Below are 19641 nucleotides of genomic sequence, written 5' to 3'. Positions count from 1 at the left end.
CCTGCCACGTGCTCACGACGGCCTCAAGCCCGTCAGCCCCGGCCTCGGTCATGTGGTTTGACGGAGGCCGGCGGCGGGGCAAGCAAGCCTGCACCTGGGACGTGGTGAGGCGCCCCCGGACACGGAGGTCGTGATGCGCTGGCTGCTCATCCTTGTGATCGTCCTGCTGGTGATCGGCGCGATCTGGCTGCCTCGCCGAGCGCGGGGAGCAGGCAGGTCCCTGCGCAACCACCTTGACGAGCGACGCTGATCCGAGCATCCCCGCCTGCTCCCGGAAGCTGGTCTCCGTCGGTCGGCGCCACGGGCAGGATCGTGCGTCGGCCGATCAGACCAGTCGCCCTCTTATGTCCGAATTGGATGTAATGATGGGTTGATGCGCAGGGAGGTCGCGGCGGGTCCGGTCAATCCGGTGCGGTCGAGTGCCGTCGAACTGTTCTTCGACCTCGTCTTCATCTTCACCCTCGGCCGTTTGTCGTCGACCCTGGCCGAGGAGCCGAGCTGGGTCGCCGCCCTCCACGCGGTGATCTTCCTGCTCGCGTTCTGGTGGATCTGGTACAACACCAACCTGGCCACCGACAGCCTCGACTGTGAACGTCCCGTTGTGCAGGTTCTGATCATTTGCGTGATGCTCGGCAGCCTGTTGATGTCGATAAACGTGCCGGACGCTTTCGGCGATCAGGCATTCGTCTTCGCGGGCGCGTACCTCGGGATCCACCTGGGACGTACCCTGGTCATGGCCTTTTATCTGCGGGCCACGCCCGCCTGGCGCCGGCCGGTCCGGGGCGTGATCTGGTATCTGCTGTCCGGGACGCTGTGGTTCGCCGGGGCCGCGTCCCACGGCAATGCGCGGGCCCTGTTCTGGATCTGCGCGCTGGCGATCGACTACGGGGCGCCGGCGTTGCGCTGGCGGGTGCCGGGGCTTGGCCGGGCCACGGCTGGGGAGTGGCGTCTCTCGGGCGAACACCTGGCCGAGCGGTACCGCCAGTTCATCATCCTGGCTCTCGGCGAGACGATCCTGGCCACTGGCAACTTCTACCGAGAGTCGTCGCGGGACCTGGAGGACACCGCTGCCTTCCTGATCACCTTCTGGACCGTCGTCTTCCTCTGGTGGACCTACTTCTACCGGACGACGAGCAGCCTCGCCGTGAAGATCAACGTGGCCGTCGACCCGTACCGGGTCAACCTGCGGGCCGGCTACACCCATCTGCTGATGGTGGGGGGCATCCTGCTCACCGGCATCGGCGGAGAGCTGATGCTGAAGGCGCCCGGCGGCCGTATGTCGGCCGGGAACGTGGTCGCGATCCTGGTCGGGCCCCTGCTCTTCCTCGTCGGGCGGCTGATCTTCGAGGCATGGGTGTTCGGCCAGTTGACGAAGCACTGCCTCGCGTCGGTGGTGGCCTGCCTGATCCTCAGCCCGGTGGCGGCGCGACTCCCGCCGCTGGCGGTGGGTCTGCTGGGCGCGGCGACCATCACCGTCGTCGCCGCGTTCAGCCTGACGATCCGGGCGCGGCTCGCCGGTGGGGTCAACCCCGCGGTCGGTGGCGGAGCCAGTCACCCGTACGGCCAGGGCCGTTCCCGCTAGCGTGGCGGGGTGCGTACGGTGGAACTGGTGTGCTCGGCGGGGTTGGACGCCGCGATCCGGACGGTCTGGAGTCGGTTGGCGGCCGCCAGGTTGCCCAGCCTCGCCCGCAACATCCATCCGACCAACCGGCCGCATCTGACCCTCGCCGCCGTCGACGAGTTCCCGGCCGGTGTCGAACACCGCCTGGCCGAGTTGTTCGACGCCGCGCTGCCGGTGCCTGTCACGCTCGACCGGGTCGTCGTCCTCGACGGCAGCGCCCCGCTGGTCTGGCTCGTACGACCCACACCGGCGCTTACCGCGCTGCACGCCGCGGTCTGGGACGCCCTCGCCGAGGCCGACGGGCAGCGCCCCTGGCACGCCCCCGGAGCGTGGGTGCCGCACCTCAGCCTGGCGCTGCGCTTCCGCGACGCGGACCTGCGGCTGGCCCGCGCCGTGACCGGTGGGCAGCGCCCGACGGGCTCGTTCGACGCCGCCCGCAGCTACGACGGCACGGACCGGACGGCGACCCCGTTGACCCGTCCGCCGGTGTGACGTTTGCGGTCTATGGTGTGGCGGTGTCCGAGCAGTGGTCGCTTACCGTCGACTGCGCGCGCCCGCGCGAGCTGGCCGCGTTCTGGTGCCTCGCGCTGGGGTACGTCCCGGCCGCGCCACCGGAGGGGTTCACCACCTGGGAGGCGTGGCAGACCCATTTCAAGGTTCCCGAGGACGAATGGGACGACGGCGCTTTCATCGAGGACCCGGGCGGCGTCCGGCCCGGTGTGTCGTTCCTGAAGGTGCCGGAGCCGAAGGTGGTCAAGAACCGGATGCACTTTGACATCCGCGCCGGCGGTGGCCGCCAGGAGCCGTTCGAGGTGCGCTGGCCGCGGGTCCAGGTGGTGGTGGACAGGTTGGTGGCGGCGGGCGGGGCCGTGCTCCGGGTGGACGAACTCGATGGGACGCCCGACCACGTGACGATGGCCGACCCGGAGGGCAACGAGTTCGACGTCCTCTAGGCCGTTCGGGCGGCAGTCGGCCGTGCACAGTCAGTTGCCGCCTCCACCGCCGTCGCCACCCCCGCCACTGAAATCGCCGCCGCCACCAGCGCCGCTGCCGCCGGCGCCGCCGGCGTACCCGTGACGGCCGTCGTTGAGGGGCAGGTCGCCGCGAATGCCGCGCGGCTTGAGTCGTTTACCCGGCCCCCCGAGGTGTTGCAGGCAGACCCGGTTGGAGGTCGGGAAGCATTCGCCACGGCCTCCGCAGTCGGCCAGGTAGCGGTTGCCGTCCGGGATGCTGAGCTCCTGGTCCACCCGGAACAGCAGGGGGAGGCCGGTCGGGCCGCAGTCCTCGTCCCGGCGGCCGTGGCTCAGCGTGGCGAGCAACGGGGCGCCGCCTGTCGCGGACCCGACCTGGTGGGGCAGGAGACGCCCGAACGCGGCGTCGCAGAAGGCGGCGTAGTCCCGCGTGTGCAGAGTCAGTTCCCGCCACAGCTCACCCGCGACCACCGACGGCATCGCCAGCTTCGCGCCGGTCTGGCGGGCGGTGAGCCGGAACCACTGCCGGGTCGCGGTCTCGACGAGCACGAGGTCGTCCTCGCTGAGCTGGGGATACCGATTCCGTAGATGCTCGCGCCCGCTAACGGGAAACCGTAGGTCGGCCACGGCGCGGAGTCGGCGAGGGGTGCGGTCGCTGCGGAACGTCGTCCAGTTCATGCGGCACGTCCATCCGCCCAAGGTGCGAGCGCTAGGGCCTCGACCTGCCGAAGTGGCGTCGCGGCCCCTTCAGGGTAGGACAGGAGGCCAAGGCCGAGTCGGATGCGGAGATGCATCCCCTCGACCACGCGGTCCGTCGGAGGCAGCGAGCGGTGGACCATGCTCGATTAGGCTGATCGGCGTTGTTCGAAGCGGAGGTGAGCCAGGTGCGGGATATCGGCCATTTCAACGACCTCCCGCACGGGCAACCAACGGAGATGGGCCTACGCGAGGCCAGCGGCAAGCTGACCGTAGAGCTGGTGGGTCCGGTCGTCGGCTACCTCACCGGCGGTTCCGTGCTGGCGGCGTCGGCCGGCTACGCGTACGACGAACTGGACGCGGAGCGGCCTGAGATCGCACCACTCTCCATACTCACCGACGGTGAGTGGTCGTGGCCGAGTGACCTGCCGTACTACGTGGAGAGGTATCGGGTGGGCCTTCCGCAGGAGTTCCTCCGCCACGCGGAGGCTCTCGGTTGGCGTCCTCCTCGGCTGACTCGGCAACAGCTCGAAGAGCTCGAACAGCTGCTCTTTGGCCAGCAGTGACTGTGCCAGACCACGACCGTGTTGAGGTGCGTGACGGGGCTGTTCCGGCACCCTGCTGCTTCTGCCGCCGGCTGACGCTCGGCCTGGTGGGGCAGGATTTCTATCTCGCACCGTACTTCCTCGGTACGGATCGATCCTTCGCCGACGGCCGCTACGGCCAGTGCCACCTGAAGTGTCTACAGGAGTCGGGGCTGGGTCAGCAGTGGGCGAGCGGCGTCAGCGACTACTTCTGCCGCCGGTGGCCGGATTGGACCGGGATCGACGGCGGCGCGTCGCGGGTCCATGTGAGCCCACCGACGAGGAGAATCATCTTGTGGTCGGCCCAGGGATGGTTCGCCGAACTACCGTTCAACGTCCTGCACGCCGCCGCCGATGCTCCGTCCGCTGCTGGCACGCCTCGTCCAAGCCGGGGCATCCTGAGTGTCTCCTCGATCATCGGATTCGAGGGCGGCCTGCACGAGACGATCTTCAGGGCGCTGAGCGGCGGACACCACAGCCGGATCGAGTTGCCAACGCTCCTCGCACAACTGGACTGTGCCGACCGCGTGCTCACTCCGCATGTGCTGCGCGACGGCTGGGTGGAGCGGGTCGTGCCGGAGAGCAGGAACGTACCGTTGCCGGCCGAGCACCGGGCACGGCATGCCGTGGAGCTCGACGTCGATCTGATCGATGCCTGCCGTCCGGCCATCCGTCGCATGGTGGGGTGGCGACGACGACGTCGGTGAGCCGTCCCCGCGTTACAGTGCTCGTCATGGATGCGTCGCAAGTCGAATGGGTCACCGTAGTGGCCTACGAGAGCACCCGTGGTTGTCCGCAGCCGATGGCCGCCGTCCGCGCCTGACTGCGTGATCGGGGCATCGACTGGATGCCGTTCGAGGCGACCGCGATCACGTGGGGTCTTTCCTGCGGGGTTGGGGTTGATGGTCATTGGCACGGTTGGGTCGACATTCGTATCCAGGGTGCTGCTCTCCGTCGGCTCGGCCTGCACCCCGACCAGCCGACCGCGACGGTCAGCGGTCCGAGCCCACCGGGCTGGTGGCATGCCGCCGCGGAACGCCACATCCGCTGAGCCCCGCCAGGTCCAGTCCGGACGGCCCGGGGGGTCGCGCCCCCGGGCCGTCCGGTAGCGATCAGCGGTAGAAGCGCAGGTAGTCGAACTTCGCGGTGACCGCCGGTTCGGCGCCGCCGTGCGCGACCAGCCCGATCCGGGGGGTGGTGTCGGCCGGGAACGTCCACACCGCACCCCACGTCCAGGTACGTCCGTCGCGGCTGGACCCGGCCCGGAACTCGTGCTCCCCGGTGGCCCGGTCGACGTGGTGCGCCAACCGGAGCCAGGTGGTGGTGGCCGGCGTTCCGACGATGCTGCCGCCGTACACCGGCTGGCCGGCGAAGGGCAGCTCGTAGCCGTACTCGACCTGCCGGGTGTTCCAGATCGCCACCTGGGTCAGGCGGGCGAACCGGTCGTCGTCGACGTAGGCGACCAGGCCTGCCTGCTGGTAGTTGCGGACCGTCTCCTCACCCAGGTCCAGCGTCACGGTCGTCTCGGCGACGTAGTCGCCGCTCGGGGCGTCGCGCAGCAGCACGCCTGCCGTGTTGCCCGTGCCGGTCAGGTCGGCGGACTGCACGGGCCAGCGCAGCGCCCCGTCGGCGACGGTGGCGGCCGGGTCCGCGCGTACCCACTGCCAGCGGTCGTCGAGCCCGTCGCCGAATTCGTCGGAGTACGCGGTGAGGCGTGCGCCGACCCGGGGCTCGGGCACCGCCCGCTTCGCCGGTTGGTACAGCCGCGCAACGCTGACATTGTCGAATTCGGCTGTGCCGCCGCCGGCCGTCAGCCCGGGTCGGCCGGCGATCGGGCGGTCCAGCCGAAGCGACACCACGGCGAGCTGGTCACCGAGGCGGGCGGGGCTCAGCTCGGCGGTGAGCTGCTGTCCGCGTACCTCGATGGCCAGGTTGTGTCGGTTGCCCAGGTCGAGCCCGGCGGGCAGCGGCGTGCTGGTCTGGCGGCGGCCGTCGCGGGCGACCAGCCGGCCGGCGGCCGCGTCCACCCGGACCTCGACCCGGTCGCCGAGGGTGACCCCGGCGCTTGTCGCGCCGGTGAGCCGCAGGTCGGCCTCCGCGCGCACGTCCGGGCCCACTGTGGTACGGCTGGTGAGCGCGCCGCTGCCGCCGAGCCGGCCGTCGGCGACCCGCCACTGGCCGGCGCGCTGCCAGCCGGCGAGGCTCGCGGTGTCGAAGCGTTCGTCCACACGACCGGTCGTGACAGGTGCCGGGCGGGCACCCTCGGACGGGCCGGCGCCGGCGTTGACAGTCGGCCAGCCGTCGATCCAGTCCAGCCGGTCGACCAGCATCGGGCGCTCGTTGATGCCGAAGGGCTCGTCGAGGTACGGGTCGGCACGGTCGATGGCGTGGTAGACGATCCAGTCCTGACCGGACAGGTCGGTGAGGAACCCGTTGTGCCCGGTACCGATCCAGCGGTTGCCGTTCTGGGTGAGCACCGGGGTGCCGCCGGCCCGAGACGCGGTCAGGGCGACGCCCTCGCGGTCGGTGAACGGGCCGCGGGGGCTGCGCGCACGCCCGACCTGGACGGAGTAGCCGGTGGCCGGGCCGGCGCAGCAGTTCGCCGTGGACGCGAACAGGTAGTACCAACCGTCGTGGCGCAGCACGTAACTGCCCTCGAACTTGTTGTCGATCGCCACAGGCGTCGACGCGCCTACCGCGCGCAGGCCGTCCGGGCTGAGTTCGGTGACCGAGATGCCGCCGTAGTAGCTGCCGTAGTAGAGGTAGGCGCGGCCGTCGACGTCGGTGAACTGGCTCGGGTCGATCGTCCACAGCCAGCCGCCACCGCCGCCGGGGCGCGGGGCGACGACCGGCTCGTCGGCGAAGGTCCACGGCCCGGTCGGGCTGGGGGCGGTGGCCGCACCGATGGCGTAGTCGCTGCCCTCGGCGGAGACTGTGGTGTCGGTGACCGTCACGTACATGACCCAGCGGTCGCCCAGACGGCGCACGTCGGGCGCCCAGTACGCCGCGCCGGACGCCGCGTAGGGCGGGCGCTGGTCGGGGCCGAAGGCGTCGCCGACGTACGTCCAGTCGACCAGGTCGGCCGAGCGGGCGGTGGGCACCCGGTGGAACACGCCCTCGCCCTCGCGCAGCGGGTCGGTGGTGCCGTAGGCGTACCAGAAGCCGTCGTCGCCCCGGACGACGACCGGGTCGGCGAAGGTGTCGCCGACGTCGGCGGAGACCGGGTTGCGGTAGCGGGACGGGCCGTCGGATCCGGCTGCCGACGTGGACGGGGGCACGGCCAGGAGCAGACCGAGCACGGCGGCGAGCGCGCCGCCGCGGCGGAGATGTCGCATGTGGACCTGCCTCGGGGGAGTGGGCGGTGTGCCCTCCGTTCTTACAACGTTGGATACAACGTTGTAAAGAGTTCTTCCCTAGACTGGGCCGATGAACGTAGGCACCGACGGTCGGGCGATGGCCGAGCTGGCCGCCCTGCTGGCCGACGGCACCCGGGCCGGCATCTGCGTGGCGTTGCTCGACGGCCGGGCGTGGACGGCGGGTGAGCTGGCCCGGCGGGCGGGCGTCGCCCCGTCGACGGCCACTGACCACCTCAACCGCCTCGTCCGGGGTGGGCTGCTCGTCGAGGAACGGCAGGGCCGGCACCGCTACCTGCGCCTGGCCGGGCCGTCGGTGGCCCAGCTGATCGAGGACCTGGCCGGGCACGCGCCGAGTGCGCCCACACCGACCCGGTCGCTGCGCACGGCGAACGCCACCGCCGCCCTGGCGTACGCGCGGACCTGCTACGACCACCTCGCCGGGCGGCTGGGCGTGCTGATGTACGACGCGCTGCTTGCCGACGGTCGGCTGGAGCGGGTCAGTGGACTGACGCTTACCGCCGACGGCTGGGCCTGGCTGACCGGACTGGGCGTGCCGGTCGACGAGCTGCGCGCCACCCGACGCCCGCTGGTGCGCGACTGCCTGGACTGGACCGAACGCCGCCCGCACCTGGCCGGGGCTCTCGGCGCGGCACTCTGCCGTCGCTTCTCCGACCTGGGCTGGACCACTCGGGGCGGCGGCCGGGCGATCCGCCTCACCGCCACCGGACGGCCCGCCCTCGCCGCCGCCCTCTCCGTCCCGGAACACACTCTCGCCCCGCCCGCGTCGCCCACCGGTCGCCGCGCCTGACCGGTCGGCACCAGGGCGGCCCCTGCTGCGCGATCGTGCGCCTTCTCCAGGGGCACGACACCCATGCCGACGACCGAAACGGCACGATCGGCGCGGTGTTCCTCCCTCGACGCACGCGGATCGTTCGGTGAGCGCCGAACGGTTCGGGTTTTATGGTCGGGCGGTGACCGACACCTGGCCCGTCATCGCGCCCGCCCCGGAAACACCTGCGTGCGGGCCGCCCGCGCTCGACGCCGACGGCGTGTGGTGGGTGACGCGCCACGCCGACGTGCGGGCCGCGCTTACCGATCCAGCGTTCCAGGTGCCGGCCGTCGAGACCGGCCCGCCCGGCGCGCTCGCCTGGTTGCGCGCCTCGGTCAGCCGGTTCAGTCCGCCCCAACGGCACGCCGAACGCCGGGCGGTCGGGGTCGGCGCGCTGGCCGCGCTGGACCCGGACGAGCTGCGCCACGAGGCGGCCCGGCTGACGATGACGATCCTGGACCGGGCCGGTGACCGCCTGGACGTGATGACCGAACTGGCCCGCCCGGTGCCGTTGCGGGTGCTGGCCCGGCGGCTGGGTTTCTCGGAACCGGTCGCCGCCGGGACGGCGGTGGAGGTCGTTGCCACCGCGTACCACCCGGGTGTTGACCCTGCTCTCGTCGCACGGGCCGACCGGGCGGTGGCGGCGCTGCTGGCGCTCACGCCGGAAGGCCCCCCGGAGGTACGGGCGAACCTGATCGGTCTGCTGGTCCAGGCGTGCGACGCGACCGCCGGCCTGATCGGCGCCGCCGCCCACCACGTGCTCTCTCCGGCCGTCCCGGTCGCGGCGCGGACCGCCGACCTGCTGACCGAGGTGCTGCGCCTCGACCCGCCGGTCCGGGCCACCCGACGGGTCACCGTCGACGCGGTACGACTGGGCGGACGGGACCTGCCGGCGGGCGGCCCGGTGCTGGTGCGCTTCGACGCGGCCAACCGCGACCCGCGGGCGTTCGCCGAACCGGAGGTCTTCCGACCCGGCCGCCCGGGGGCCGATCTGCTCACGTTCGGGGCGGGGGAGCGCGGCTGCCCCGGCGACCGGCACGCCCTCGCCCTGGCCGGCGGGGTGCTCGACGTGCTGCGGGAGCGCTGCCGGCGCACCCCGACCCCGCTGCGCCACGAGCCGCACCCGACCCTGCGTGTACCGACCCGCCTGGAGGTGAGCGTCCGATGACCGAGCGCCGTGCCGCGTTCCACGCCCTGCACCACACCGGCCGTCCCCTGCTGCTGCCCAACGCCTGGGACCACGCCTCGGCGGCGGCGCTCGCCGCGCGTGGCCACCCGGCGATCGGCACCACAAGCCTCGGTGTCGCCGCGACCGCCGGCCTCCCCGACGGCACGGCGGCCACCGCGGGGGAGACCCTGGCGCTGGCCCGGCGACTGGCTCGACTGCCGGTGCTGCTCAGCGTCGACGTGGAGGCCGGGTTCAGCGACGACCCGGCGGAGGTCGCCGGTTACGTGGCGGAGCTGGCCGGCCTCGGCGTGGTCGGGATCAACCTGGAGGACGGTCGCCCGGACGGCAGCCTCGCCGAACCCGAGTGCGTCGCCGACAAGATCGCGGCAGTGAAGGCGGCGGTGCCGGACCTGTTCGTCAACGCACGTACCGACACGTGGTGGCTCGGGGCGGCCGACCCGCTGCCGGAGGCCCTCGCCCGCGCTCGCGCCTACCGGGCGGCAGGGGCGGACGGCATCTTCGCGCCGGGCACCGTCGACCCGGCGACGCTGCGCGTGCTCACCGAACGACTCGACGCGCCGGTCAACGCGCTGTACCAGCCGGGCGGGCCGGGTCTGGCCGAGCTGGGCCGGGCCGGGGTGGCCAGGGTCAGCACCGGCTCCCTGCTGTTCCGAGCCGCGCTGGGCGCCGCGGTCGACGCCGCCGACGCCGTCCGAGCCGGCGGACTCACCGTGGCGGCGGGACTGCCGTCGTACGCCGAGGTGCAGGGCCTGGTGTCGACGCACGGCGACTGACGGGTGGGCCGTCCCTTCGGGGTAGATCGGAGGAATGTTCGGTCTGTGCCCGATCTCGATGATTACGGTGTGTTCAGGGCGATATACCCAGCGCCGTGACCGGAGAAGGGACCCCGTCATGCGAGTGCCCAGCCGTAGTCCGGGCCAGCAGCCCGGACCGCCCGCGTCGCCCACCGCCCCCGCCCGCCGCAGGCCGCCCAGCACCGCCGCCCGCCGGCCGCCCACCGCCCCGCCCGACCTCGCCGCCTACCGCGCGGCCGTGGCCGACCTGCTGGTCGAGGTGGGCGCGCTGGCCGACGCCACCAGCACACGGGCCCGCCAGGTGCTCATCGACGAACGGCTGCGCGAGCCGGCCCTGGCGGCCGTGCTCGACGCCACCCCGCAGGGCCTGCTCGGCGCGCGCGAGACGTTACTGCTGGAGATGGCCCGCTACCAGCCGAACGACCGCACCTCCGCCCGGGACCTCACCGCGCTGGTCCGGATCTACCTGCTCTCCCGCATCGACGTGCTGTGGTGGCAGAACGCCCCGATCTTCGTCACCGACGACCAGGTCAACGGCAGCACGGACCTCGTCGACCTGGAGTGGCTACGCCGTCGGGATCTGCTGCGCTTCCGGTACCAGCAGCAACCCGCCACCCTCCTGGGCCGCGCCGCGCGCGGACTGCGTCGGCGACTGCGCCCCGACGCGAGCCCGCACACCGCCGGGCTGCTGTTCCGTCGTGCCCGCCGGGAGGTGGTGGCCCTGCTCAACGAGCTTGGCCGGGAGTTCGCCGCCGCCGCGCCACCGGCCACCCCGCCGCTGTGGGTGACAAGCCTCGTCCGCAGCACCGAACACCAGTACCGGCTGCGTCGCCTGGGCTACGCCGCGATGCTGCCCAGCGGGCACTGCCTCGGCTACTCGGCGGACGTCGAGCTGGCCTGGTTCGAGCGGTTCGGTGCCCGCGACACGCTCGCGGAGCTGCTGCTGGCCCGCCAGGACGCCGGCGAGCTGAACGTGATCGACGAGGGACAGGCGTGGCACCTGTGTCTCGCGCCCGGCGCCCGGCGTCGTCTGCGCCGGGCATACGAGGCCGAGATGGGGGTCTGAACCCGTGTGCGGCATCGCGTTGAGCCTCGGCCCCGAAGCCGACCCGGCGACCTTCCGGCGGATGCTCGCCGTCCTCGCCCCACGTGGCGAGGTCACCGAGACCCGCTCCGAGAACGGGCTGCTCGCCGGCACCCGACGACTGCGCGTCGTCGACCGGGACCGGGCGGTGCAGCCCTGGACCTCGACCGACGAGCGCTGGCTGCTCTGCTTCAACGGCGAGATCTTCAACCACCGGGAGCTGCGCGCGCAGCTCACCCGGCTCGGGCAGGCGTTCCGCACCGACAGCGACACCGAGGTGCTGCTGGCCGCGTTCCAACAGTGGGGCGAGTCGGCGGTGACGCGGCTGCGCGGCGAGTACGCCTTCGCGATCGTGGAACGCGCCACCGGCCGGGCGTACCTGGCCCGGGACCCGCTCGGGGTGAAGCCGCTCTACTGGTCCCGGCGACCCGGCTGCCTGTACCTCGCCTCCGAGGTGAAGGCGCTCGTCGGCCACCACGCCCCGGTCGCCGAGGTGCCACCCGGACACCACGGCTGGGCCGAGCCGGACGGGCCGGTGCGGCTGCGCCCGTACGTCGACCTGCTCACCATCGGCGCGGGTCTGCCGGTCATCGACGACCCGGACGAGGCCACACTGCTCGTCCGGGCCGCCCTGACCGACGCCATCCGAATGCGGGTGGAGACCGACCTGACCGTCGGGGTGGTGCTCTCCGGCGGGCTGGACAGCTCGTTGACGCTGCGGCAGGTGCGCGACATCCACCCGGACTGCGTAGCCGTGACCGTCGGTGTCCCGGACAGCCCCGACGTGGCGTACGCGCGGCGGCTCGCCGCCGACCTCGACGTGCCGCACGTGGTGGTCGAGCTGCGTCCGCGCGACATCCGGCTGGCCGACGTGCGCGAGGCCATCCGGATCTCCGAGCTGACCGAGTACGGCGACATCATCAACGCCGTCGTCTCGGTGCCGATCTTCCGGCGACTGCGCGACCTGGGCGTCAAGGTGGTGCTCACCGGCGACGGCTCCGACGAGCTGTTCGGCGGATACCCCATGTACCGCCAGGTCGACCCGATCGCGTCGCGCCGCCTGTTCCTGCACCGCATCCGCAACCTGTGCCGTACGGAGTTGCAGCGGGTCGACCGGACCGCCATGGCACACGGGGTGGAGGCGCGGGTGCCGTTCCTCGACCTCAGCGTGGTGGAGTTGGCGATGCGTCTGCCCCTGGATCTGAAGGTACGCGACGGCCAGGAGAAGTGGATCGTGCGGCGGGCGTTCGCCGACGTGCTGCCCGACTACGTCCTGCGCCGGCCGAAGAACCCCATGTCGTACTCCACCGGGCTGCACGAACGGGTCCGGCTCTACAAGCCGCTGTTCGCCCGGATGCACAGGTCGTTCGGCTACGACCTGCTGGAACCGGTCCGCCGGGATTTCGACACAGTGCTCAGCCGCTGCGGCAACGACCTGGACCGGGCCATCGCCGACGGGATGAACCGGCCCGACTACACGGTCCTGGAACACGCCCGCGACCTGGTCGGGGCGGCGAAGTGGAACGCCGCGCCGATGGTTCGCCGACTGGTCGGACCCCGCCCGCCCCGCCGCTCACCCGTCGCCTGAGCACCCACCGGCCGCTTGACTCTGACACCGTGTCAGGGACGAGCGTGAGGGGACCATGTTCACCATCGGAGACTTCGCCCGACTGGGCCGTGTGTCGGTGCGGATGCTGCGCCACTACGACAGCATCGGCCTGCTCCGGCCGGCCGACGTCGACGCGCACACCGGCTACCGCTTCTATCGGGCGGACCAGCTGCGTCGGCTCAACCGGGTGATCGCCCTCAAGGACCTGGGTCTCACCCTGGACCAGGTGCGGGCGATCCTGGACGACGCCGTCGACGTGGCCGAGCTGCGGGGCATGCTGCGGTTGAGGCGCAGCCAGCTCGCGGCACAACTGGCCGCCGACACCGCCCGGCTCGCGGCAGTCGAGGCGAGGCTCCGGATGATCGAATCGGAGGGTCGGATGACCACCCAGGACGTCGTACTCAAGGAGATCGCGCCGGTGCGCGTCGCGGAGGTGACGGCCGTCGCGCCCAGCTATGCGAGCCAGGACATCGGCCCGGTGATCCAGCCGCTCTACCCGGAGCTGTTCCGCCGGCTGGCCGAGGCCGGGATCACCCCGACGGGCCCGGCCATCGCCTGGTACGAGCCCGCCGCCGACGGCGACGGCGACGCGGTCGTCGTGCACGCCGGAGTGACCGTCGGCACCGGCGTTCTGGCACTTCACGACCTGGCGGTACGGGACCTGCCGGCGGTGGGCACTGCCGCGACGATCGTCCACCATGGCGACATGGACGACGTCGAGCAGAGCATCGAGGTGCTCGCCCGGTGGATCGAGGAGAACGGTTACCGCACCGACGGATTCGCCCGCGAGGTGTACCTGGAATATTGCCAGGACGCGCCGGAGCAGGGCGTCACCGAACTCCAGCTCACCGTCGACCGCGCCTGAGCGTCGCGCTGCCGTCGCGTCCTCGGCAAAAGGACGCGACGGCAGTCGGGTTCCGGACAGGCTGTGCGTTCAGGGGGACGGTTTCCCGCAGCGCACATGGCCTCTGACCTGGGAAAACTGCTAGAACCACAATAGATGCGTCGATCAATACGCGAAAGTCGTTTCGCGAGCGGCGGATCGTGTTTCTACCAGTCGCCCTGCGGCCGGGGGCACCAGGCGAGCGGCCACCGTGGACAGTCCCGGTCGCCCGCCTTCTTCCTCCATCCGTTGCGGTCCTCGTCCCCCGGAGAGGGAGAACATCGATGTCCCCACTGCTCCGCGCCCGTCCACGGGTCGTCACCGCGTGCGCCGCCATCCTGGCGCTGCTCGTCAGCCTGCTGGTCGCCCCCACGGCGGCCTCTGCCCGTGCCCCGAGTCGTACACCGACAGCCGCGGCCGCCCCGGTCACCGCGCCGGCCGCCGCCCTGGAGCGGGTGGCCGTGGCAGCCGCACCGGCGCAACCACCTGCCGCGCCGGCGACGCCCACCGCGTCCTGGCGGGCGGGCACCGCGACCGTGCACTGGAAGGCGCCCGCCGACCACGGCGCCGCCCTCACCGGCTACGTGGTCACCGCCTACCGCAACGCCAAGAAGGTCAAGACGGCGACCTTCGACGCGTCGAAGACCAGCCAGAAGGTCGAGGGGCTGACCGCCAAGGGCACCTACACCTTCACCGTCGCCGCGAAGAACGCCGAGGGCACCGGCCCGGCCAGCAGGGCGTCCAAGGGCGCCAAGATCATGGCGTTGCCGGGCGCGCCGACCATCATCGCGGTCACCGCCGACACCGCCACGGCACTGATTAGCTGGAAGCCCGGCCCGAACGGCGGGTCACCGATCACCAACTACATCGTCACCCCCTGGGTCAACGGCGTACGGCAGCCGGCCCAGACCTTCGGGGCGTCCACCACCAACACGGTCACCGGCCTGTTCCCCACCACCGCCTACCGGTTCACGGTGGCGGCCCGCACCGCCGAGGGCGTCGGCCCCGAGTCCGTCCTTTCGGACGAGGTGATCGCCAACGTCTCGCCGACGCTGCTGTTCGACCACCCGAACGACGCGACGGTCGGCATCGCGTACACCGCCACCCTGAACATCACGCACGGCGTGCCGCCCTACACCTGGAGCGTCGACTCGGGCACCCTGCCGCCCGGCATCTCGCTCAATCCCGTCACCAACGGCATCTCCGGCGTGCCGACCACCGCGGGCGTCTACCCGGTGGTGATCCGGGTCGTCGACGCGGACGGCGAGACCGGCACCAGGCTGATCACCCTGGTGGTCAACAAGGCGCCGATCCTGAGCTTCCCGGCGCCGCCACTCGGTGAGGTCGACGCGCCCTACTCCGAGCAGCTCAACGTGATCGGCGGCACCGGGCCGTTCACCTGGTCCCTGCCCTCCGGGACGCTTCCGCCCGGCCTGACCCTCGAACCGACGACCGGCCTGCTGTCCGGCCGGCCGACAACTGTCGGCGCGTACCCGTCGACGGTCCGGGTGACCGACGCCAACGGCTTCGCCGCCAACCGGGCGATCCGGATCCTGATCCAGCCCAAGAGCGTGGCCACGCTGAGCGTGTCCACCAATGCCATCAACTTCGGCAGCTCGGTGCAGTTCCAGGTCATTGTCGGCCCCGGCGTCGCCGAGGGCAGCGTCACCCTCATCGACGAGCTGCCCAACGGGGTGGAGACCCCACTGGGCACCTTCCCGCTGAACCTGAATGTGGCCACCTTCCAGGTCTACGTGCCGGCGTTCGGTCACAACCAGTTCCGAGCGCAGTACGACGGGACCGGCCCCCTGGGCGAGGCGGTGTCCAACGAGGTCGCCATCGAGGTCTCGGCCGCACCGCGCCAGCTGGTCATCGACCAGTTCGCGCAGTCCGGCATCAGCGGCATCGCCGACCAGTTCGTCTCGATCGTGAACGGCACGGCGATCAACCTGCCGATCGCCGGGTTCAAGGTCGAGGCGCCCGGCGGACTGTCCATCACCATCCCGGGCAGCGCGCGGCCGCTGCCGCCCAAGCGGGGCTACCTGATCGCGGCCACCAACTACTCCCTGTTCAACATCCAACCCGACCTCATCGTCCCCAGCCTCGGTCAGGGCGGTTTCCGGCTTGTCGCACCGGACGCGGCGCACACGGTCACCGACCGGGCCGGGTCGACGGCGGGCTTCTCCGAGGGCCCGCCCCTGCCCGCCTTCAACTCGCCGCCGTTCGTTCCCTTCGCCTGGAACCGTCTGCGCATCGGGGGCAACCTGAAGGACACCGCCAACAACGTGGCCGACTTCCGGCTGGTCGCCACGGTGATCGGGCCGATCAACGGGGTGCCGTCCACACTCGGTAGTCCCTCACCGCAGAACACGCTGGGCACCTACCAGCAGAACGCGGCCGTGCAGTCGACGCTGTTCGATCCGAACGTGGCCGTGTCGGCCGTGCCGAACCGGGTCCGCACCGCGAACAGCCTGGTGATCCGGCGGACGCTAACCAACAGGTCGTCCGCGCCGATCACCCAGGCCCGCATCCGGATCACGTCGCTGAGCGCGGAGAACGGCGCACCGTACCCCGGTGGGTCGTCGCCGCAGGTGCACTCCAACCTGCGTTTGGTCAACCCGACCAACGCGACCACCTCGGTCACCATCAGCGACGGCCGGACGTTGCTGGTGCGCAACCTGTCCATGGACACGCCGGCCACCAGCCCGCCGGGTGGTGGGCTGGGCACCACCCTGACGATCCCCATCGACCTGGGTGGGCTCGCGCCGGGCGCGTCGATCCACATCGCGCTGACCCTGGCGGTGGACACACCCGGATCGTGGTGGCTGGCGTACGACGTCGACGCGCTCGGCGGGGGCGTCGTCCCCACTGTCGCGGCGTCGGCGAAGGGCGAGAAGGCGGCCAAGCAGCGCGCGGCGGAAGCCAAGCGGCTGAAGGAGTCGCAGAAGTTGACAGTCGAGCGCGGCACGCTGCGCTGACGTTCAAAAGATGAGGGTGCGGGTGGCGCGTCACCACGAGCGTCACCCGCACCGTCGCACGCCAAAGGTCGTTGACCAGCGCATGAACGGGGGAACCATGCCCACATCCGGCCGAGCGGCGTACGGGCTGCGGGTGCACGGGTTGGACGAGGTCGCCGACCTCCCACCGGCCGACGACGCCGCCCTGGACTGGCCCGCGGTGCAGGTCAGCCAATACGACACACCCCCACCACCGCCGGTGCCGCTGGACGACAGGCGGGGCACGAGGGTCCTCGCGGACGGGCGTACCCTCGCCGTCGACCGGGAGCACGGCACCGCCACCTTCTACGGGCCGCCGCTCACCCCGGACGTGCTGGCCCACCCCTACCTCGCGCCGGTGGCTACCACTGTCAACAGGTGGGCCGGGCGGGAGGCCTTCCACAGTGGTGCCTTCGTTCTGGCCGGTCGCGCCTGGGCGGTGCTCGGCCCGCGTACCGCAGGCAAGAGCAGCCTGCTCGCGGCCCTGGCCGCGCGGGGTGTGCCGGTGCTGACCGACGACATCCTGGTGACCGACGGCGTCGCCGCGTTCGCCGGCCCGCGCTGCGTCGACCTGCGACAACCCGTGCCGGGGGTGACGTTGCCCAGCCGGCGGGTGCGTGCCGGCGACCGCCTGCGGGTCGGGCTGGCCCCGATCGCGCCTCACGTTCCCCTCGGTGGCTGGCTGTTCCTGCGCTGGGGCGCGACGGTGGGCCTGACCCGGCTGCCGCAGACCGTCCTGCTGACCCGGCTCGCCGGCCTGCGGTCGTTCGGCGAGTTGCCGTCCGACCCGGAGGCACTGTTGTCGATCGCGGCCCTGCCGGGATGGGACCTGACCCGGCCCCGCGACTGGGCCGCCCTCGACGCCACCCACCGGCTGCTCGCCGAGACGATCGCCGCCAACCGAGCCGTGGGGTCGGCCCGATGACCGCCCTGCCGCAGGCGGTGCGCTGTCTGAGCCTCGACGCGGCAGCCGTGACCGTCAGCGCGGCACTGGCCGAGCGCGGCGTCGACGCCGTCCTGCTCAAGGGCGCGGGGCTGGCCCGCCGGCTGGGCCAGGAGCGGCACCGCGTCTACACCGACGTCGACCTGCTGGTCGCCCCGGAGTCGTTCGACCGGGCGCAGGCGGCGCTGGCGAACCTCGGCTGCCGCAGCGCCCTCCCCGAGGGGCGACCCGACCACCGGTCGCACTGGTACGAGCGGCCGTGGCTGCTGCCCGGCCCACTGTCCCTCACCGTCGACCTGCATCGCGGCTTCCACGGCGTGGACGATCCCGACGCGCTCTGGGCGGTGCTGTCCGCCTCGGCGGAGCGCATCGCGCTGGCCGGCGGCACGATCGCCGTACCCGACGAGGCGGGAGCGGCCCTGCTGGTGGCGCTGCACGCCGCCGCACCGGGGTTGTCCGACCGGCCGCGCGCCGATCTGGCGCGGGCCGTGGAGGTCTTACCCGCCGAGATCTGGCGGGCGGCGGCCGACCTCGCCGAGCGGACCGGGGCGGTCGCGTCGTTCGCGCTCGGCCTGCGCCTGACCCCGGCCGGCGCCGCCCTGGCCGCCACGCTCTCCCTGCCCGGGCACCGCTCGGCGGCGCGGTGGCTGCGCGCCCACCGGGCATCTCCCGGTGCGGTGGCGCTGGCCCAGCTCGCCGAGCTGCCCACGCTGAGCGGCAGGTTGCGGCACCTCGGGCCGCGACTGTTTCCGACGTCGGCGTCGATGCGTCACGCCAGCCCGCTGGCCCGGCGCGGCCGGGTCGGGCTGCTGGCGGCGCACCTCACCCGACTGGCCCGCAACGCCGGTCGGCTCCCGGCCACGCTGGGAGAGGTGCGCGAGGCCCGACGCCGCAACCGCGGCTGACCGTGCCCGGCCGATCCCGCCCGGTGCCGGCCTCCTGCGTCACGGCCGCATCTCCACGCCGGTGTCGGACCCCGTCGGTGGGCCCGCGGGCCTGGCGCCGCCCGCCCGCTCGGCGGGGTACGCGGCCAGCCAGAGCTGTTGCACCAGGCTGGCCGTGCCGCCGGGAATCGGCCAGCGCGACCACAGGTCCCGCAGCCGGTCCGGATCCACCAGGTCGGTGTCGGCACCGGTGCCGTCCCACGACCTGACGAACTCCCGCGTCGGCTCCCGGAGGAACACCGCACTGAACCGTGCCTTGCGGCGCGGCGCGATGACCTCGGCCGGCAGGGCGTCCCCGACGATCTCCGCGAGCAGCGCGTCCCGCCCCACCCCGCGCCGATCGCCGCCGCAGTGCGCCACCGCGGCCAGGAACCCCTCGTCGAGCAGAGGCTGGATCGCCGCGGCCTGGTGATCGCCGGCCATCCTGGACAGTGCCGCGCAGGTCAGCAGCAGGTCTCGACGGCGGGCGTGCCAGGCGATCCGGTGCCGCAGCCGGCGCGGTTCGGCGCGCTCCTCGGCCCGGTGCGCCCGCTGCACCTCGCGGGCCACCTCGGGGCGAAGCCACCCGAACTGCTCCACCGGCCCCTGCCGAGTCCGCAGGTCGTGCCGCAGCCACCACAGCCGGGCGCGCAGAGAGGTCGCCGGAGGGCGACGCCACCCGGCCAGGATCTGGTCCCCGCCACCGCCGGTGAGCAGCGAACCGCCGGCGGCCAGCTCGGCGAGGGGCAGGTGCAGGTGCAGGTTGACCGGATGGACCACCCCGTAGCGGCGCAGCAGCCGGCGGGCGACAGGCCCCACCAGATCCAGCTCGTCGTCGGCCCGCAGGATCTGCCAGGAGCCGTCCAGACGCAGCGCCCGGATCACCCGTTCCTGCCAGTCGGACTCGTTGGCCCGGGGCGCCCCGGCGAACCGCCAGGTGACCGGGATCGGGTCGGGCAGGCCCTCCCGGCGGGCGGCCCGGACGGCGACCGCCAGGACCAGCGACGAGTCCAACCCGCCGGAGAAGCTGATCACGCACGGCGGTCGGGCCAGGCCGGGTAGTACGGCGGCGTCGAGCGCGCCGAGCGGGTCCGACGGACCGGTGGGCATGGGTGGACGCGGCAATGGCGAGCCGGTAGGCGTGGGCCGACGTGGCGGGGCGA

18 protein-coding genes are annotated in these 19641 nt (G+C 72.5%); 15 read left to right on the top strand and 3 right to left on the bottom strand.

What is annotated here, in order from left to right; genetic code table 11:
* Positions 1-133: 133 nt before the first annotated feature.
* From ACLQ26_RS31355 to ACLQ26_RS31340, 4 genes are all read left to right on the top strand, one after another.
* Entirely contained in the window at positions 134-250 is a 117-nt protein-coding gene (locus tag ACLQ26_RS31355; protein ID WP_363688022.1) for a twin-arginine translocase TatA/TatE family subunit, read from the top strand.
* A gap of 123 nt (positions 251-373) precedes the next feature.
* Positions 374-1582, top strand: a complete 1209-nt coding sequence (locus ACLQ26_RS31350; protein WP_425747976.1) for a low temperature requirement protein A — start codon at positions 374-376, stop codon at positions 1580-1582.
* Between the two features lie 9 nt (positions 1583-1591).
* Positions 1592-2113, top strand: coding sequence for a 2'-5' RNA ligase family protein (locus ACLQ26_RS31345; RefSeq protein ID WP_425747975.1), 522 nt, complete (start codon positions 1592-1594; stop codon positions 2111-2113).
* 23 nt (positions 2114-2136) lie between these two features.
* Positions 2137-2574: a VOC family protein gene (locus ACLQ26_RS31340; RefSeq protein ID WP_425747974.1), complete on the top strand. Its 438-nt coding sequence runs from the start codon at positions 2137-2139 to the stop codon at positions 2572-2574.
* A 30-nt stretch (positions 2575-2604) separates the two neighbouring features.
* On the opposite strand, the gene ACLQ26_RS31335 is transcribed toward ACLQ26_RS31340, so the two are convergent.
* Positions 2605-3141: a hypothetical protein gene (locus ACLQ26_RS31335; RefSeq protein WP_425747973.1), complete on the bottom strand. Its 537-nt coding sequence runs from the start codon at positions 3139-3141 to the stop codon at positions 2605-2607.
* Positions 3142-3452: 311 nt separating this feature from the next.
* Between ACLQ26_RS31335 and ACLQ26_RS31330 the strand changes: the two genes are divergently transcribed.
* Both ACLQ26_RS31330 and ACLQ26_RS31325 read left to right on the top strand, forming a co-directional pair.
* Complete coding sequence (locus tag ACLQ26_RS31330) at positions 3453-3854, top strand: hypothetical protein (RefSeq protein ID WP_425747972.1); 402 nt, start codon at positions 3453-3455, stop codon at positions 3852-3854.
* 2 nt (positions 3855-3856) lie between these two features.
* Entirely contained in the window at positions 3857-4579 is a 723-nt protein-coding gene (locus ACLQ26_RS31325; RefSeq protein ID WP_425747971.1) for a hypothetical protein, read from the top strand.
* 405 nt (positions 4580-4984) lie between these two features.
* Here ACLQ26_RS31325 and ACLQ26_RS31320 read toward each other — a convergent pair whose 3' ends face one another.
* Positions 4985-7207: a family 43 glycosylhydrolase gene (locus ACLQ26_RS31320; protein ID WP_425747970.1), complete on the bottom strand. Its 2223-nt coding sequence runs from the start codon at positions 7205-7207 to the stop codon at positions 4985-4987.
* A gap of 91 nt (positions 7208-7298) precedes the next feature.
* Between ACLQ26_RS31320 and ACLQ26_RS31315 the strand changes: the two genes are divergently transcribed.
* The 9 genes from ACLQ26_RS31315 (at position 7299) to ACLQ26_RS31275 (ending at position 18460) form a co-directional block, all read left to right on the top strand.
* Positions 7299-8036 (top strand): ArsR/SmtB family transcription factor, encoded by a 738-nt coding sequence (locus ACLQ26_RS31315; protein WP_425747969.1) that lies wholly within the window; start codon positions 7299-7301, stop codon positions 8034-8036.
* Between the two features lie 163 nt (positions 8037-8199).
* The gene (locus tag ACLQ26_RS31310; protein ID WP_425747968.1) at positions 8200-9225 is read left to right on the top strand and encodes a cytochrome P450; all 1026 of its coding nucleotides are present in this window, start codon (positions 8200-8202) and stop codon (positions 9223-9225) included.
* Positions 9222-10019 (top strand): isocitrate lyase/PEP mutase family protein, encoded by a 798-nt coding sequence (locus ACLQ26_RS31305; RefSeq protein ID WP_425747967.1) that lies wholly within the window; start codon positions 9222-9224, stop codon positions 10017-10019. Before ACLQ26_RS31310 ends, ACLQ26_RS31305 begins: the two co-directional genes overlap by 4 nt.
* A 118-nt stretch (positions 10020-10137) precedes the next feature.
* Entirely contained in the window at positions 10138-11106 is a 969-nt protein-coding gene (locus tag ACLQ26_RS31300) for a hypothetical protein (RefSeq protein WP_425747966.1), read from the top strand.
* A gap of 4 nt (positions 11107-11110) precedes the next feature.
* Entirely contained in the window at positions 11111-12712 is a 1602-nt protein-coding gene (locus ACLQ26_RS31295; protein WP_425747965.1) for an asparagine synthetase B family protein, read from the top strand.
* 55 nt (positions 12713-12767) lie between these two features.
* The gene (locus tag ACLQ26_RS31290) at positions 12768-13598 is read left to right on the top strand and encodes a MerR family transcriptional regulator (RefSeq protein ID WP_425747964.1); all 831 of its coding nucleotides are present in this window, start codon (positions 12768-12770) and stop codon (positions 13596-13598) included.
* Positions 13599-13900: 302 nt separating this feature from the next.
* The gene (locus tag ACLQ26_RS31285) at positions 13901-16594 is read left to right on the top strand and encodes a fibronectin type III domain-containing protein (RefSeq protein ID WP_425747963.1); all 2694 of its coding nucleotides are present in this window, start codon (positions 13901-13903) and stop codon (positions 16592-16594) included.
* Between the two features lie 97 nt (positions 16595-16691).
* Positions 16692-17537 (top strand): hypothetical protein, encoded by an 846-nt coding sequence (locus tag ACLQ26_RS31280; protein ID WP_425747961.1) that lies wholly within the window; start codon positions 16692-16694, stop codon positions 17535-17537.
* The gene (locus tag ACLQ26_RS31275) at positions 17534-18460 is read left to right on the top strand and encodes a nucleotidyltransferase family protein (protein WP_425747960.1); all 927 of its coding nucleotides are present in this window, start codon (positions 17534-17536) and stop codon (positions 18458-18460) included. The genes ACLQ26_RS31280 and ACLQ26_RS31275 overlap by 4 nt, the downstream gene beginning before the upstream one ends.
* A gap of 39 nt (positions 18461-18499) precedes the next feature.
* Here ACLQ26_RS31275 and ACLQ26_RS31270 read toward each other — a convergent pair whose 3' ends face one another.
* Positions 18500-19588 carry an asparagine synthase-related protein gene (locus tag ACLQ26_RS31270; RefSeq protein ID WP_425747959.1) on the bottom strand — a complete coding sequence of 363 codons (1089 nt, stop codon included), beginning with the start codon at positions 19586-19588 and terminating at the stop codon, positions 18500-18502.
* Positions 19589-19641: the final 53 nt, after the last annotated feature.

This window comes from Micromonospora sp. DT43 (assembly GCF_049841645.1).
In the GTDB taxonomy this organism is placed as follows: domain Bacteria; phylum Actinomycetota; class Actinomycetes; order Mycobacteriales; family Micromonosporaceae; genus Micromonospora.
The sequence above is the reverse complement of the archived record's forward strand: the minus strand, read 5'-3'. Positions and strand labels throughout refer to the sequence as shown.